This is a genomic window from Haloferax sp. ATB1, from assembly GCF_000730175.1.
In genome coordinates, this window is sequence record NZ_JPES01000007.1 from 1 (window position 1) to 16012 (window position 16012).

Here is a 16012-nt window from a genome sequence, read left to right on the forward strand (position 1 = left end):
GGCGAGTTCGTCGCGGTCGCGCCGCGGCCGGGTCAGCCACTCGCGGAGGAGGCGGCCGCCGGGCGAGGTGACGGTGTGGTCTATCGTGTCGAACAGCGACCCCGAGCGGTCGCCGTGCATCGTCTCGGTGAGTTCGAGGTTGCGCTGGGTGGTCGCGTCGAGTTCGAGCAGGTCCGAGGGGTGGTAGACCTGCAGGCGCGTCATCGACCGGAGGACGCCCGCGCCCGTCTCCTCGACGTAGGCGAGGACGCCGCCGGCGGCGCGGGTCGCGAGGTCGGAGTCGAGGCCGACGCTATCGACCGTTGACGCGCCGAACTGCTCGCGGACGGCGTGGCGGGCGCGACCCGGCGCGAACGCCTCGGTGGAGAAAAGCGAGAAGGAGGCGTCGGTGGCCTCGCGCAGGCGCGAGAGCGTCTCGTCGTCGCTCCGCAGGTCCGGGCCGGGGAGGACTTCGACGGGGGCGAAGCGGTAGAGTTCGGCCGCGGCGTCGTCGACGGTCGCGGCCTCGGTGACGAGGAACTGGCCGGTCGTGATGTCGGCGAACGCGAGGCCGACGCCGTCGCCGTCGGTCACGACGGCCGCGAGGAACTGCGCGTCGGCGCGGGAGGTTTCGAGGAGTGTCCCCGGGGTGACGACGCGCTTGATTTCGCGGCGCAGGTCGCCGGACTCGGTCTCGTACTGGTCGGCGACGGCGACCCGGTAGCCGCGCTCGACGAGCGCCTTGAGGTAGGGCGTCAGGTCGTTCAGCGGCACGCCCGCCATCGGATACGACGACCCGTGCGAGGACTTCTGGGAGACCTTGAGGTCGAGTTCGCGGCCGACTGTCTCGGCGTCGTCGGCGAAGAACTCGTAGAAGTCGCCGCACTGCATGGCGAGCAGGTCGGCGTCGGTCTCCTCTTTCAAGGAGAGGAACTGTCCGACGATTCCCTGAGTAGTCATGTCCGCACGTGGGCGGGCCGGCGGATAAAACGCTACGATGCCCCGGCCGGCGGGCTACGTGCGACCCGAGCCAAACCCGCCCGCTGCGACGACCCGGTTGTATGTCGAATGGTAGCACGTCCATATTTCGTGTTTGATGTTGGACAATCCTCCCAAAAATACAGCGTATGATAATTGGCGGCCCAAAATTATATGGGGGAGTTGTCTCGGGCAATCTGTGACAGCAAGGTACGACAGACGAACGTTTCTTCGCACCGCCGCCGGCGCGGTGGGGCTCGGCTCGCTGTCCGGGTGCGTGGGGACGTTCGGAACGGAGTCCGGGGAGCCCGTTCGATTCGGGGCGATGTTGCCCGTCAGCGGGTCGCTGGAGCAGGTTGGAACGCACGGCAAGCGTGCCGCCGAGCAGGCGGTCGAAGACATCAACCGCGCGGGCGGCGTGCTCGGGCGGCCGGTCGAACTGACCACCGTGGACACGGAGGGGTCCGCGTCGGTCGCGACCGACGGCTACGCCTCGCTGGCCGACGCGGGCGTCGTCGGCTTCGTCGGCGGCCTCGTCAGCGACGTGTCGCTCGCGCTCGCTCCGAAGGCGGCCGACGACGCCGTCATGGAGATGAGTCCGGCGAGCACGAACCCGCGGCTCTCGGACGCCGGGCGCGCCGACGGCCGGAAGTTCTTCGGCCGGACCGTCCCGAGCGACAGCCTGCAGGCGACCGCGATGGCGAAGATTCTCGACGCGCCGCAGTACGCCGACGCCGACCGGGTCGCCCTCCTCACCGTCGACGGGGCCTTCGGCTCCGACCTCGGCACCGCGCTCGGCGACCAACTCGACGCGGAGGTCGTCACCGAGGTCAGCTACGACCCGGCCGCGGACGACTTCGGCGGCGTCGTCGACGAGGTGTTCGCCGACTCGCCCGACGCGGTCGGCTTCGTCAGCGTCCCCGGACAGGAGGGAGGCGTCCTCGACGCCTACGGCGCGTCCGACTACGAGGCCCCGTGGGTCTTCTCGGCGGGCCTGTTCGACGGCGAGATTCCGCCCTATTACGAGGGCTTCTACAGCGCCTCGCTGTCGTCGGTTCGGACTGACGGCTACTTCCACCTCTCCCAGCGGCTCTCCGACATCGCGCCGCTGCAACCCTACGCGGCGAACGCCTACGACGCCTTGTTCCTCATGGCGACCGCGGCGGAGTACGCCGGCGAGGCGTCCGGTCCGGCCATCGCCGACGCCCTGCAGGCCGTCTCGGGCGGGACCGGCCACACCGTCTCAGTCGGCGAGTTCGACCGGGTTCGGACCCTCGTCGACGCCGGCCGCGAACTGAACTATCAGGGCGCGTCGAGCGGGGTCGACCTCACGGCCGCGCTCGAACCGCTGAGTTCGTACCTCGTCGAGCGGGTCCACGACGGCTCCGTCGAGCAGGTCGAACTCCTCCAGCGCCAGTTCTTCGAGTCCGGAGGTGCGCAATGAACCCGTTCTCGCGGCTGACGAGCCTCCTCGAACGGGCGCTTCCGAACGTGATTCGCCGGCGCTACGCGGCGAAGTTCGGCGTCGTGCTCCTCCTCATCGCGCTCGTCATGGGCGGCGCGGGCGCGTACATCCACTTCGACACCAAATCCGTCGTCGAGTCGCAGACCGAGTCGCAGATTCGCGGCGCGGCGGCGACGGAGGCGAAGTCGGTCTCCGACTGGGTGACCTCGAAGGAGTCGACCGTCTCGTTCCTCGCCGAGTCGCTCGCCGACCAGCCGGCGGGCACCCCGGCGGCCGACCACCAGCGGTGGCTCGAAGGGAAGCTCATCCAGCTCTCCGGCGACGTTCGCTCGCTCCACTACGTGGACGCCGACACCGGCGCGGTCGTCGCCAGTACGACCGACAGCGCGACCGGCCAGTCGCTCGACTCGCTGTCCGCGCCGTGGGCCGACGACGCCGCGGCACTGGCGTCGGGCCAGTCCGTGACCGTCACCGAGCCGTACGAGTCCGGCGGCGAGCCGGTCGTCGCGTTCGCCGCGCCCGTCTCCGGAGCCAACGGGGCAATCGTCCTGACGGCGTCGCTCGAAGCCGGCTCCCACCAGTTCGAATCGCCCTACGCGACCGGCGACACCAAGGTCGTCTCCGAGTCGGGAACCATCCTCTTCGACAACCGCAAGGCGTCCATCCTCGACCAGTACGCGGCCGCCGACGGCTCGTCCATCGAGGCCATCGACGCCGCGCTGTCCGGGCAGACCGGCTACGAGGTCGTCTCCGCCCGCACGGGCATGGAGTCCGGCGAGTACGCGATGGCGTACGCGCCCATCACCGGCACCGACTGGGTGCTCACCTACCACGTCCCGGCCGACCGGGCGTTCGCGCTCCAGTCGCAGGTGACGACGAACGTGATGCTCCTCGTCGCGTTCGGCGTCGGCGCGCTGTTCCTCGTCGGCGCGACTATGGGCCGCGGCACCGCGCGGTCCCTCTCGGTCGTCGCCCGCAACGCCGACGACATCGCCAACGGCGAGGTCGACGGCGACCTCCCGAACACCGCCCGCATCGACGAGATGGGCCGGCTGTACGACTCCTTCGAGTCGATGCAGGCGTACCTGACGACCGTCGCCGGGCAGGCCGAGGCGCTCGCGGACAAGCGCTTCGACGACCCCGTCCTCGACGAGGACATCCCGGGGTCGTTCGGCGAGTCGATGGGCCAGACGCACACGGAACTCGAAGCCCTCATCACCGAACTCGAAGCGAAGGCCGCCGAGTTCAGCGAGACGATGGCGGACGCCGCCGACGGCGACCTCACGCGCCGGATGTCCGAGGACGCCGACAACGACGCGATGAACGAGATGGCGCGGTCGTTCAACGACATGGCCGACGAACTCGAAGCGACCGTCGCGGAGGTCGTCGAGTTCGCCGAGACCGTCGCCGCGGCCAGTCAGGAGGTCACCGCGAGTTCCCAAGAGATAGAGCGCGCGAGCCGGCAGGTCAGCGAATCCACGCAGGTCATGGCCGAGGGCGCGCACGAACAGCGCGAGAACCTCCGGCAGACGACGAGCGAGACGAGCAACCTCTCTGCGACCATCGAGGAGGTCGCCTCCTCGGCGAGCGAGCTCGAAGAGACGGCCCAGCACACCCTCGAAGCGAGCGAGGACGGCCACGAGGCGGCCGCCAACGCCATCGACACCATCGAGACCGTCGAGACCCAGACCCGCCGGACGGTCGACCGCATCGAGGACCTCGAAGGCGACATGGCCGAAATCGGCGACATCGTCGAACTCATCACCGACATCGCGGAGCAGACGAACATCCTCGCGCTCAACGCGAACATCGAGGCCGCCCGCGCCGGCGACGGCCGGCGAGGGCTTCTCGGTCGTCGCCAACGAGGTCAAGGAGCTCGCCGGCGAGACCAAGGCCTCCGCCGAGGAAATCGAGGCGACCATCGAGGAGGTCCAAGCGAAGTCCGCGGCGTCCGTCTCCGAGATGCGCGAGACCCGCGACGCCGTCGACTCCGGCGTCGACGCGGTCCAGACCGCCCGCGACTCGCTGGACACCATCGTCGAGAACGTCCGCGAGACGACCGACGGCGTCGACGAAATCAGCCGGACCACGGACGAGCAGGCCGCCTCGACCGAGGAGGTCGCGTCGATGATGGACCGCGTGTCCGATATCAGCGACGAGACCGCCGAGCGCGCCGAGTCGGTCGCGGCCGCGGCCGAAGAACAGACCGCCTCGCTCAGCGAGGTCTCCGACGGCGCGGACCGCCTCGCCACCCAGTCCGAGCGGCTGATGTCGCTCGTCTCCGAGTTCACCGTCGACCACGACGCTGCGGACCGCGACGGTGCGTTCGACGACGCCGACGGCGCGTCGACCGGCGGACTTGATGCCCCGGCGACCGACGGTGGATTCGACGCCGACAGCGGTCTCGACGCGGACGGCCGTTCCGACCGCATCGACGACGACCGTTCCGACAGACTCGACTAACACCGCGCCCGCCCGTCGCAGGGCGGCCCCGCACCCCTCCGAAGGGCTCGTCTCCCATTCGGTCTTCTCGGGGCCGCCATTCGGTCTCTCGGTGCCTCTATTCGGCTCTCTCCGGTCCTCCCCGGTCCCCCACTCGGCTCTCCCACCTGACGACCGCGTTTCTCGACCGTTCGTGTTCTACATCCGCTCGCAGAAGATACCGATTCAGTACCATCCAATATCAGATATGATAGCTTAGAGCGTAGCGTTATACCGGCAATCCGCGTGGGGAGAATGTATGGACCTGCTTTCGCGACTCGCGGCGCTGGTCCCGGGGGTCGGGGCTCGGACGCGGACCGACGGTGGCGCACAGGCGGACGAACGAGGAACGGTCGCGCTGGCGGCGGAGCGACTGGACACGGGTGCTCTGCTCGACGGCGTGGGGATGCCGGTGTTCGTCCTCGACGCCGACAACCGAATCAATCGCGTGGAACGACCCGATTTCGAAGCTCACGGGCGTCCCCGCGTCGGAGGCGCTCGGGTCGGAACACGTGAGCGAACTGTTCTACCCGGACGGTCGGCGGGCGAAGACGCTCGCCGACAAGGTGCTCGACGACCCGCGGACCGCCGACGAAGTCCACGGCCTCGACGTGGTCGACGAGGGCCGCCGGCTCTACCGCGACACCAGCACGATGACGGACCGAAACGGCGCGAAGCGCCACATCGCCTTTACCGCCCAACCGCTGTTCGAGGGCGACGAACTGGTCGGCGTCGTCGAGGCGGTTCACGACCGGACCGACGCCGTGGAGAAACAGCGGGCGTCCGAGGCGCTCGTCGACGAGGTCTCGACCACCATCGGGAGCCTCACGGCAGGTGACCTCTCGGCCCGCGCGTCGTTCACGGACGACCGGGACGTCCTCAACGACGAGACGCTGGCGGTCGTCTCGGACCTCAACGAGATGGCGACCCGGTTCGACCGCCTCGCCAGCGAGGTCGACGCCACGACCGCCGACCTCGGCGGCGCGATTCAGCGGGCCGCGACCGCCGCGACCGACATCGAGTCGCAGGTCACGGAGCAGGCGGACCTCCTCTCGACCGGCTCCGAGGAGATGCAGGAACTGTCGGCCAGCATGGAGGAGATCGCCGCCACCTCAGACGAGGTCGCGTCGGCGGCGAACCAGGCCCGCGTGGCCGCCGAAAACGGCCACGAGGCCGGACAGAGCATCAGAACCGCGACCGACCAGGTCATCGACATCTCCGACGAACTGCTCGACAGCGTGACCGAACTCCAACAGCGCATGGGCGTCATCGAGGAGGTCGTCGAGGTCATCGCCGAAGTCGCAGACCGGACGAACCTGCTCGCGCTCAACGCGAACATCGAGGCCGCCCGGGCGGGCGAGGCCGGCGAGGGCTTCTCGGTCGTCGCCGACGAGGTCAAACAGCTCGCCAACCAGACCCACGAGCACACCGAGGAAATCGCCGACAGCATCACGGAGATTCAGGAACAGGCCGACGAGACGGTGCTGGCGTCCGAGCAGTCCCACGAGCAGATTCAGGTCGCCTCCGGCGAAATCGAGGACGTGCTCGCTTCGCTCTCCGAAATCGCCGACGCCGCGGATTCCGCGGCCAACGGCGTTACCGAGGTCGCCCGCGCGACCGACTCGCAGGCGACGAACATCGAGGAGGTCACGAGCACGATTCAGACGGCCCAAGAGCACGCGACCGCCGCCGAGTCGTCGACGACCGACATCACCGACGCGACGGCCGACCAGACGGTCGCCCTCGACGCGCTCGCCGACCGGGTGGACGCCCTCGTCGGCGGCGACGCCGCGGCGGTTGAGGAACTGGACGCGATGGACTTCGACGACGCGGTCGACGGCGCGGACGCCGACTCGGTCCGCGCGGCGACCGACGGCGGGTCCGACGACGAGTTCGGCGGGTTCCAGTTCGACCGGTAGCGAGCCCGTCACGCCGCCGAGACGGCGGCGTCGTTGCAATCCCCACCGTCGCTACGGCGAGCGGGTACCTCCACGAACCGAAATAACGGGGGTGCGTGTTGGGCTCGTCGGTCAACGTGCTGTGGGTTCTCACCGCCGTCGAAACCATCATCCAACAGGTACTTGACCGCCAGTGGAAATCGATTGAAACGATGTCTGAGTCGAATTTATCTAACCGTGTCGCACTCGTGACGGGAAGTAGCCGCGGAATCGGAGCCGAGACGGCGAAGCTGCTCGCTGACCGCGGCGCGAAGGTCGTTATCAACTACCGCTCTAGTGAGGCGGAGGCGCACGCGGTGGCCGAAGAAATCCGTGACGACGGCGGTGAGGCGCTCGTCGCGCAAGCCGACGTGCAAGACGAGTCCGCAGTCGAGCGAATGGTCGAGGGAGTCATCGAACAGTGGGGACGGATAGACGTGCTCGTCAACAACGCGAACATGCCGTTTGCGACGAAGTCGTTCGATTCGATGACGTGGGACGAGTTCTCGTCGAAACTCGACGCCGAACTCAAGGCCGCCTTCACCGTCTCGAAAGCGGTGTTGCCGCAGATGGTCGAACAGGAGTACGGCCGCGCGATATACGTCTCCAGCGGCGCCGGTAAGAGCCCCTCGCCGGGGTTCATCGCCCACGGAACGGCCAAGAGTGGTCTCGACGCGTTCGCCAAGTACATCGCCCAGGAGTACGGTCCCCACGGTATCACCGCGAACGTCGTGGCACCGGGACTTGTCGAGACCGACGCCACGGCGGGTCACATCGACGACGTACGCGAGCAGGTAGCGTCCCAAACCCCGCTGAACCGGGTGGCGCAACCCGAGGACGTGGCACACGCGATTGCCTCGCTCGCCGGTGAGGGCGCCCAGTTCGTGACCGGAACCTACACGCCCGTCAACGGCGGTAACGAGATGGAATAGCGGAGCCGACACCGCACTCTCCTCAGTCGAGGCTGATTGCACAGCTCTCGACGTAGTCGATGTCCTCGATGGAGTCGACGCCGCCCTCGCCGCAGACGGGACAGTCCGGGTTCTTCCGGTACGGGACCGTCTCGAACGTCATGTCCATCGCGTCGTAAAACAGGAGCCGCCCGTCGAGCACCTCGCCCTCGTCGAGGAGGAGCTTCATCGCTTCCGTCGCCTGAATACAGCCGACCGTGCCGGGGAGGACGCCGAGGACGCCGGTCGTCGCGCAGTCGGGGACGGTCCCCGGTTCGGGCGCTTCGGGGAACAGACACCGATAGCAGGGTCCGTCCGGCACGAGCGTCGTCGCCTGTCCCTCGAACTTGTATATCGCGCCGTGGACCAGCGGGATTCCCTCGAAGCGACAGACGTCGTTGAGCAGGTAGCGCGTCGGGAAGTTGTCCGAGGCGTCGACCACCACGTCCGCGCCCGCGACGACCTCGTGGACGTTCGATTTGTCCACGCGGGCCTCGACCGGTTCGACCGACACGTCGGGGTTGAGCCCGCGGACGAACGCGGCGGCGCTCTCGGCCTTCGGCGTTCCCACGTCGTCGTCACGGTGGATGACCTGCCGCTGGAGGTTGCTCCGCTCGACCGCGTCGTCGTCGACGACGACGAGTTCGCCGACGCCGACCGCCGCGAGGTACTGGATGGCCGGCGCGCCCAACCCGCCCGCGCCGACGACGACGACCCGCGCGGAGAGCAGTCGCCCTTGCCCCTCCGGGCCGACCTCGTCCATGATGATGTGCCGCGAGTAGCGGTCCAACTGGGTGGCGTCGAGTGAGAGCGTCATATCCCGAGGTTGGCGTCGCCCCCGAATAAAGCCGCGGCACGGGCGCGCCCCGCGTCTCGACTCTCACCCCGTCGTCGCTACCGCCGACGACATCGCCGGAAGCGACGCGCCTTTGGCGCTCCGCCCGCTCACGTCGGGTATGGTCGCCGAGACGACGCCCGACGAACTACGCGAGAAACTGGCCGACGACGACGAACTCGCCGTCGTCGACATCCGAGACCCCTCGTCGTACGCGTCCGGACACATCCCCGACTCGGAGAACCTCCCGGCGGCGACGCTCGGCCCCGAGGTGTTCGACCGCGAGTGGCCCGCCGAGGTCGTCGTCTCGTGTTACGTCGGCAAGAGTTCGAAGCAGGTCGCCTCGGTGCTCGACGACAACGTCGACGCCGACGTGTCCAGCCTCCGCGGCGGCTTCGACGCGTGGGACGGCGCGGTCGAAGACGGCTCCGAAAGCGAGGGCGAGGCGGACCTCGGTCCCACGTCGCCGTTCTGAGTCACTCCGGTTTTCTGCGGACGGCTCCCGACCCGGCGAGCGACGCCCGTGCCTACTCGCCGGGCACCGTGACGGGCGACCCGCGCCGCCGGTTTCGGTTCCGAAGATAGAAGACCACGACCGCGAGGCCGCCGAGCACCGGCAGGAGGACGAACGCGACGAAGAACCCGACGGCCCACATGTCCGCCGTGTCCATCGCCCGGCGCTTCGCGTCTCGGTATATCCACGCCGCTCCGAGGACCGCGGCGGCGAGGAGTAGCGGCCCGCCGAGTTCGATACTGACCATGCAGTCGTGTCAGTAGTTCTGACCGGCCGGAATAAGCGTACTGGCTGCCGATTCCGACGGAGCCAGAGCTAGGCTCGGCGGTCGATAAAGAGAGAAATCGGCGCGGTGCGCGGGGCGTTACTTGCCGCGGCCGTTGCCGGAGCGGATGGAGGGACGGATGTGCTCCGTACCCTTGCCGCGGTTCTGGAGACCGCGGTTCTTCTTGCCCGCGTTGGTGAGACCGCGGAAGGCGCGGCCGTCGTGGGTGTCGTCGCAGATCCAGTTGAGGTCGTCGTCGTTCTGGATGGCCGGGTGCTCGGGGTCGACGAGGATGACTTCCTGCCACTTCTGGGAGCCGTCCTGTCCGACGCCGTAGGAGTTCAGCACGCGCAGGTTGGGGTGCTTGCGCGAGGCGCGCTCCTCCGCGATGCGCGGGATGGACTTGCGGCGGCCGATACGGTTGACGCCCTGGCGCTTCGTGCGGCGGCCGGCCTTGTGGCGCTGCTTGCGCGCGCCGCCCTTGCGGACGGAGACGCGGACCACGATAATGCCCTGCTTGGCCTTGTAGCCGAGCTCACGGGCCTTGTCGAGGCGGGTGGGGCGCTCGATGCGCTCGATAGCGCCCTGCTCGCGCCACTCCTGTTTTCGCTGCCACTGGAGTTCGGCCAGCTTGCCTTCCTTCGGGGTCTTCCACGCTTCCTTGATGTGGGAATAGAAGCTTCGTGCCATTGTGTATCACCGCGGGCGCTTGCGATTCAGTCCGTCGGGGAACTCCCCTGAGACCACATTTCGTCCCGTGCGTGACGGGTGCCCTCTGGCGTGCCCGCGTTGCCAGCGAGTTGGCGGATTTTCCCTATGGGGAGGGTTAAGAACTTCGGATTAACAGCGGGTGTGCGAACGAGAGCCAATGGTCGGCGCTGGCGAGGTGTCCTGTCAGCACATTATAATACGTCGGCGGTGTCGTATCGGAACGTGCCCTCTTCGGATACGCCTTCCACGCGGAAACAGGCCCTCGTCGCTGCCCTTCAGTGGGGTCTGGTGCAGGCCTTCGTCTTGGATACCCTCGGCGGACTCCTCGGGAACTACTACCGAGCGACGACAGCCGCGTTCTTTCCGCCCGACTGGGTGACGTCGATTCAGTTCGCCGCACCGCTCGGACTCGTCGTCGGCGCGCTCGGTGGGTACCGTTGGATTACGACTGGCCGGGGTTCGACGTCGCCGTCGGCCCACCGTCGTCGCGTCGTCTTCGTCGGGTCGTTCGTCGTTTGCTGGGCGCTTGCTATCGTCCCCACGATGGCGTTCCAGTTGCTGCTCGGCGAGCGGCTGTTTACGGTCCCGTTCTTCGTCCTTCCGACTCTCACCGCGGTCGCCGCATTCGGTGTCGCGCACCTGCTCGCCTATCGGGTCGACCGCGAGTGGTACCGTCGCCACCGCGGCAGGCTTCTCGGGTCGGCGAGGGGTGCTATCGTCGGACTGATTCTCGGCATGGCCGGGTTCGCCGTCTACGGGAGCTACCTCGCGGCGACACGGACGAACTTCAGTCTCGACGGTGGGCCAGCAACTGTGGTGGCGACTTGTCTCGGCGCAGTTGCCGGCTACGCCCTCACCGACTCCGAACGCGGTGGGGACCGCGCGGCGGAGTTTCTCGTCGTCCTCCTGCCCTCGCTTCTCGTGTTGAGTCTCCTGATGGGACTCGTCTCGGCCGCGTTCACCGTACTCGGAGTGTCGGACCTCGTCTCCTCGTCCGCCACGTTCGTTCTCCCGGTTGTGTTCTCCCTCGGTTTGGCGAGTTATCTGACGTACCGGGCGGAGACGAGAGTCTACGGACGACTTGTTGGTCAGTGACGCGTACTCGGCGGTAGAGACCCCCAAACGGAAAGAGAGGCGCGCGTCGGCGGCCCGACGCCTATCCTTCCATCCCGCCGAACGACAGGCCACCTTCGATGTAGCGCTGTGCGAACAGGTAGATGAGCATGATGGGCGCGGCGAACGTGAGCGCGAACGCCGAGAACCGGGCCCACGGAATGGAGTACCGGCCGACGAGCGAGTACAGCCCGACGGGCAGGGTGTAGTTGTCCGTCGAAAGCAGCGTCTGGGCGACGACGAACTCGGTCCACCCGGTGAGGAAGGTGAAGATGAACACCGTCGCCAGCCCCGCCTTCGACAGCGGCAGGATGACCTCGGTGACGATTTTCCACGACGCGCGCCGTCTATCATCGCGGCCTCCTCGTAGGAGACGGGAATCCCGTCCATGTACGTCTTCAGGAGCCACGTGTTGAACGGGACCGCGGTGGCGGCGTAGTACGCCGACAGCGCGAGCTTGTCGTCGTTGAAGCCGAACTGGACGAACAGCGCGTACAGCGCGATGAGGAGCGCGACGCCCAGCCCGCCGCCGATTTGGGTGAACAGGACGTAGCCGTACAGCACCTTCGAGCGGCCGATGAACTGCCGGCGCGACAGCGCGTACGCGCCGGGGACGATGAGACTCATGGCGAGGAGCACCGTCGGAATCGCCACGGTGAGGCTGTTGGCGAAGAACCGCTTGAACTCGGACGTCTCCGTGACGCCGTACTGCGACACGTCGAGGAGGGTCAGTCCGGGCGTCTGGAGGAACACCTCGTAGCCGCCGAGACCGAGGCTGATGCGGTAGCTCGGAACGATAAGGTCGCCGATTACCCAGAGGAACGGCTCGATGGTCGGGTCGGCCGGCCACAGCCGAATCCCGCTCGACGAGTACAGCGACGCGCCGGTGCCCGAGAAGGCTCCGACGGCGACCCAGTACAGCGGGAACAACAGGAGCGCGACGACGACCGCGGCACCGAGGGTGATGCCGGCGGTCTTCAGCACGGTCGCGGGGCTGATGCGCCCCTCGCGAACGCCTTCGAGAGTGTACTTCGCGTCCTTGACGGACTCGACGGGAGCCATCGCAGCGTTCCGCGCGTCGTCGGCGAGTTCGGCCGCGATGTCGGAGATGACGCTCATGCGTCGTCCACCCCGTCGGCGAGCTGTCCCTTCTTGACGTTCAGCATCATGAAGACGCCGATGACGGCCACGGCGACGAGCATGATGGCCGCGCCCTCACCGTACTTCTGGAAGCGGAACGCCTCGCGGTAGCCGTAGACGATGAGGAGTTCGTTCGTCCGCGACGGCCCGCCCTGATTGAACACGTACGGGATGAGGAACTGCTGGAACGACGCCGCGGCCGTGAGAATCGAGGCGAACAGCACGGGGCGCTTGATAGAGGGGAGCGTCACGTGCAGGAAGCGGGCGAAGAAGCCCGCGCCGTCAATCATCGCCGCCTCGTGGAGTTCCTCGGACACGTCCTGGAGGGCGCTCACGGTGATGATGACCATGAACGGGTACGCCAGCCACGCCTCGGTGACGTTGTAGGCGAGGAAGGCCATCCAGCGGTCGGAGAGCCACGCGACCGAGCCGAGACCGGCCGCCCGGAGGAACTGGTTGGCGAGGCCGAACTCGGCCGAACTGAAGATGCCGCGCCAGATGGTGATGGTGAAGATGCCCGGGAGGCCGAGCGGGACGATGATGAGCGCGCGCATGAACCGCTTGCCGCGGACGCGCTTGCCCGTCACCACGAGACCGACGCCGAGACCGACGAGCACCTTGAGCGCGACCGACGTGGCGACGAACAGCCACGTCACGCCCATCGAGTTCCAGAACTGCCCGTCCGAGAGGACCCGAACGTAGTAGTTGGCGAGACCGACCCACTGCTCTCTGCCCTGGAACAGCGTGGCCGGTTCCGCGTTGGTAAACGAGAGGGTACACCAGATACAACACGGGAAACAGCATGAACGCGAGGAAGACGAACAGCCCCGGGAGCACCAAAAGCAGGGGCAGGTCGTCCCTGCTCACCACCGGGCTGTCCGCGACGCGCTCGACGGCGCTGTCGACGACGCTCATCGTCCTTACTCCCAGTTAGACCGGATGTTCTCTTCGGCGCTCGTGAACGCGGCTTCGAGCTCCGAGTCGCCGTTTTTCACGCTGTTGAAGGCGTCTTCGAGCGGCCCCCACACGTCGCCCATGTTCGGGTGCGTCGGGATGGGCGTGCCCAGCGAGACGGACTCCGAGAAGCCCCGGACGGCCTCGGGGAGGTCGCTGCTCGCGGCGAGTTCCTCGTGGACCGGGATGTAGCCGAACTCCTCGGCGTTCGCCGAGAGCACGTCGGTGTTCGTGGTGTACCACTCGGCGAACGCGCGGGACGCGGCCGCCGTCGCCTCGTCGCCCTCCAGCGTCGAGGTGAAGTAGAGCTGCTTGACCGTCGTGTACGGCTTGGGCTCCGCGTCGCCCTCGGGCGAGGGGAGCCGGGCGATGCCGGCGTCGATGTCGTTCGAGCGGACGTCGCCGAGGAACCACGGCCCGTTGATGGCGAAGGGCGCGTTGCCTTCGAGGAAGACCGCCGCCTGCGGGTCGTAGCCGGTGTCCTTCGGCTGGTACGGGACAAAGTTGTCGAGGACGAACTGGAACCCGTCGAGCGTCGCCTCGTTCGACAGGCCGAGTTCGACGTTCGACTCGTCGAAGTAGTAGCCGCCGAAGGCGTGCGCCCACGCGCTCATGAAGTAGGCGTCGAGCGGGTAGCTGACCCCGTACATCCCGTTTTCGGGGTCGTGGTACTCCTCCATGACCGCCGTCATGTCGGCGATGGTCTCGGGCGCTTCGTCCACCATCTCCTTGTTGTAGATGAGGCCGACGGTCTCGGCCGCGTAGGGGAGCGCGACGGTCGCGCCGTCGAACTGGACCGCCTCCTGTGCGGGGCGGGTGTAGACCGAGAGGTCCACGTCCAGCTGGTCGCTCTGGTCCGAGAGGAAGCCGTTCTGGTAGTACTCGCCGGTCCAGTCGTGGGCCCAGTCGAACATGCCCGCGCCCTGCCCGGCCGGGATGGCGGAGGTCGTCTTCTTCCGGAGGTCGGCGATTTCGGCGGGCTTGGCCGTGTGGGCCGTCTCCGAGGTGAACGTCTCGGCGTTCGCTTCGAGCGCCTGCTTCTCGGCTTCCGCGCGCTGGTGCCAGAGCGTGAACGTCCCGCTCGGACCCGCGGAGTCAGATTCCCCTCCCGCGGTGGTCTCCTCGCCACCGTCGTCGCCCTCCGCACCGCTCTGTTCGGGCGTCTGCGTCGAATCGGTCTCCGACACGCCCACGCACCCTGCGAGTGCGCCGACGGCCGTCGTGCCTGCCAGTTGCTTCAGGATTGTGCGGCGGTTCATTGGCATAACGAATCTATGATGAACTATGTGTTCATATATTTAATAGTTCGGAATGACGCCCGCATTCGCGGCGAAAGTCGCCAGTTCGGCGAGCAGTGAGAACTTCGAGAACCGTCGATAGAAGGCGTCTCGTGGCATTCCAAGATCAGCCGTTTGAAATTTAATACGAACTATTGCATCACAAATTCAGAAAATAGGAAAACGATTATGGACGATGGGGACAGACGGGGAGTAATGGCACGTCTCACGCTCGAAGCGCTTCGCAAGGAGTACGACCGGGGTCGCGTCGTCGCCGTCGAGGACCTCTCGCTCGACGTCGAGGACGGCGAGTTCATCACCGTCGTCGGCCCCTCGGGGTGCGGGAAATCGACGACGCTCCGCATGGTCGCGGGGCTCGAATCGCCCTCCGGCGGCGCGATTCGAATCGGCGGCGAGGACGTCACGGACCAGCACGCCCGCAAGCGCGACGTGGCGATGGTGTTCCAGAACTACGCGCTGTATCCGCACAAGACCGTCATGCAGAACATGGCGTTCGGCCTGCGGATGAGCACCGACCTCTCGAAGGACGAGCGCCGCGAGCGCGTCCGCGAGACGGCGTCGATGATGGGTATCGAGGACCTCCTCGACGACAAGCCCGACGAGCTTTCCGGCGGGCAGAAACAGCGCGTCGCGCTCGGCCGCGCCATCGTCCGCGAACCCGACGTGTTCCTGTTCGACGAGCCGCTTTCGAACCTCGACGCGAAGCTCCGCACCACGATGCGGACCGAGATTCAGCGCCTCCAGAACGAACTCGGCATCACCTCGCTGTACGTCACCCACGACCAGGAGGAGGCGATGACGATGGGCGACAGAATCGTCATCCTCAACGACGGGAAACTCCAGCAGGTCGGCCGCCCGAAGGACGTGTACGAGAACCCCGCCAACGAGTTCGTCGGCGGCTTCGTCGGCTCGCCGTCGATGAACTTCCTCGACGTGTCGGTCGAACGCGAGGGCGACCGCCTCGTGCTCGTCGGCGACGGGGCCTTCTCGTACCGCCTGTCCGAGTCGTTCTCGGCGACGCTCCGCGAGGCGACCGACGCGACCGACCTCCGCGTCGGCGTCCGACCTGAGGACGTAGTGACGACCTCGTCCGGCGAGAACGTCGTCGATTCGACCGTCGGCGTCGTCGAACCCATCGGCTCGGACAACTACCTCCACCTCGACATCGGCCCCGACTTCATCGCCCGCGTCGACTCGGACATCGAACCCGAGACGGGCGAGACGGTCGGCGTCACCTTCGACGAGTCGGACCTTCACGTCTTCCACCCGCGGACCGGCGAGTCGCTCCTCTACCGCGAGTCCAAGCGGCGCGCGGCCCCGACGCAGCAGGCGTGAAGAAGTAGTTCGCTGTTTTCTCGCGGTGGTCCCTCGTTGTTCGACAGCCGCGTCGCC

Annotated in this window: 9 protein-coding genes and 5 pseudogenes; 7 read left to right on the forward strand and 7 right to left on the reverse strand. The window is 67.3% G+C overall.

What is annotated here, in order from left to right:
• Positions 1 to 939 (reverse strand): annotated as a pseudogene (locus ATB1_RS01190) (DNA mismatch repair protein MutS); the annotation flags it as partial.
• A 283-nt stretch (positions 940 to 1222) separates the two neighbouring features.
• Between ATB1_RS01190 and ATB1_RS01195 the strand changes: the two are divergent.
• From ATB1_RS01195 to ATB1_RS01210, 4 genes and pseudogenes are all read left to right on the forward strand, one after another.
• Positions 1223 to 2401: an ABC transporter substrate-binding protein gene (locus ATB1_RS01195; protein ID WP_394324761.1), complete on the forward strand. Its 1179-nt coding sequence runs from the start codon at positions 1223 to 1225 to the stop codon at positions 2399 to 2401.
• Positions 2398 to 4885, forward strand: a pseudogene (locus ATB1_RS01200) (methyl-accepting chemotaxis protein). Before ATB1_RS01195 ends, ATB1_RS01200 begins: the two are co-directional and overlap by 4 nt.
• Before the next feature lie 277 nt (positions 4886 to 5162).
• Positions 5163 to 6822 (forward strand): annotated as a pseudogene (locus tag ATB1_RS01205) (methyl-accepting chemotaxis protein).
• Between the two features lie 95 nt (positions 6823 to 6917).
• Positions 6918 to 7772 (forward strand): SDR family NAD(P)-dependent oxidoreductase, encoded by an 855-nt coding sequence (locus ATB1_RS01210; RefSeq protein WP_241767987.1) that lies wholly within the window; start codon positions 6918 to 6920, stop codon positions 7770 to 7772.
• A gap of 22 nt (positions 7773 to 7794) precedes the next feature.
• Here ATB1_RS01210 and moeB read toward each other — a convergent pair whose 3' ends face one another.
• Entirely contained in the window at positions 7795 to 8607 is an 813-nt protein-coding gene (gene moeB / locus ATB1_RS01215) for a molybdopterin-synthase adenylyltransferase MoeB (protein ID WP_042661902.1), read from the reverse strand.
• Between the two features lie 139 nt (positions 8608 to 8746).
• On the opposite strand from moeB, the gene ATB1_RS01220 reads away from it, so the two are divergent.
• Positions 8747 to 9100, forward strand: coding sequence for a rhodanese-like domain-containing protein (locus tag ATB1_RS01220; protein ID WP_042661913.1), 354 nt, complete (start codon positions 8747 to 8749; stop codon positions 9098 to 9100).
• A gap of 52 nt (positions 9101 to 9152) precedes the next feature.
• On the opposite strand, the gene ATB1_RS01225 is transcribed toward ATB1_RS01220, so the two are convergent.
• Both ATB1_RS01225 and ATB1_RS01230 read right to left on the reverse strand, forming a co-directional pair.
• Positions 9153 to 9386: a hypothetical protein gene (locus ATB1_RS01225; RefSeq protein ID WP_042661903.1), complete on the reverse strand. Its 234-nt coding sequence runs from the start codon at positions 9384 to 9386 to the stop codon at positions 9153 to 9155.
• A gap of 117 nt (positions 9387 to 9503) precedes the next feature.
• Entirely contained in the window at positions 9504 to 10094 is a 591-nt protein-coding gene (locus ATB1_RS01230; protein ID WP_042661904.1) for a 50S ribosomal protein L15e, read from the reverse strand.
• A 243-nt stretch (positions 10095 to 10337) separates the two neighbouring features.
• Between ATB1_RS01230 and ATB1_RS01235 the strand changes: the two genes are divergently transcribed.
• Positions 10338 to 11210: a hypothetical protein gene (locus tag ATB1_RS01235; protein ID WP_042661914.1), complete on the forward strand. Its 873-nt coding sequence runs from the start codon at positions 10338 to 10340 to the stop codon at positions 11208 to 11210.
• Between the two features lie 61 nt (positions 11211 to 11271).
• Here ATB1_RS01235 and ATB1_RS01240 read toward each other — a convergent pair.
• The 3 genes and pseudogenes from ATB1_RS01240 to ATB1_RS01250 form a co-directional block, all read right to left on the reverse strand.
• Positions 11272 to 12347, reverse strand: a pseudogene (locus ATB1_RS01240) (sugar ABC transporter permease).
• Positions 12344 to 13283 (reverse strand): annotated as a pseudogene (locus ATB1_RS01245) (carbohydrate ABC transporter permease). The pseudogenes ATB1_RS01240 and ATB1_RS01245 overlap by 4 nt, the downstream one beginning before the upstream one ends.
• A gap of 5 nt (positions 13284 to 13288) precedes the next feature.
• Positions 13289 to 14581, reverse strand: a complete 1293-nt coding sequence (locus ATB1_RS01250; protein ID WP_082256223.1) for a substrate-binding domain-containing protein — start codon at positions 14579 to 14581, stop codon at positions 13289 to 13291.
• A gap of 234 nt (positions 14582 to 14815) precedes the next feature.
• On the opposite strand from ATB1_RS01250, the gene ATB1_RS01255 reads away from it, so the two are divergent.
• Positions 14816 to 15955 carry an ABC transporter ATP-binding protein gene (locus ATB1_RS01255; protein ID WP_042661906.1) on the forward strand — a complete coding sequence of 380 codons (1140 nt, stop codon included), beginning with the start codon at positions 14816 to 14818 and terminating at the stop codon, positions 15953 to 15955.
• Positions 15956 to 16012: the final 57 nt, after the last annotated feature.

What these genes read in the sequence shown, in the direction of transcription:
- moeB (WP_042661902.1), bottom strand. Translation starts at nt 8,607, where the DNA reads ATGACGCTCTCACTCGACGCCACCCAGTTGGACCGCTACTCGCGGCAC.
- ATB1_RS01225 (WP_042661903.1), bottom strand. Translation starts at nt 9,386, where the DNA reads ATGGTCAGTATCGAACTCGGCGGGCCGCTACTCCTCGCCGCCGCGGTC.
- ATB1_RS01230 (WP_042661904.1), bottom strand. Translation starts at nt 10,094, where the DNA reads ATGGCACGAAGCTTCTATTCCCACATCAAGGAAGCGTGGAAGACCCCG.
- ATB1_RS01220 (WP_042661913.1), top strand. Translation starts at nt 8,747, where the DNA reads ATGGTCGCCGAGACGACGCCCGACGAACTACGCGAGAAACTGGCCGAC.
- ATB1_RS01250 (WP_082256223.1), bottom strand. Translation starts at nt 14,581, where the DNA reads ATGAACCGCCGCACAATCCTGAAGCAACTGGCAGGCACGACGGCCGTC.
- ATB1_RS01255 (WP_042661906.1), top strand. Translation starts at nt 14,816, where the DNA reads ATGGCACGTCTCACGCTCGAAGCGCTTCGCAAGGAGTACGACCGGGGT.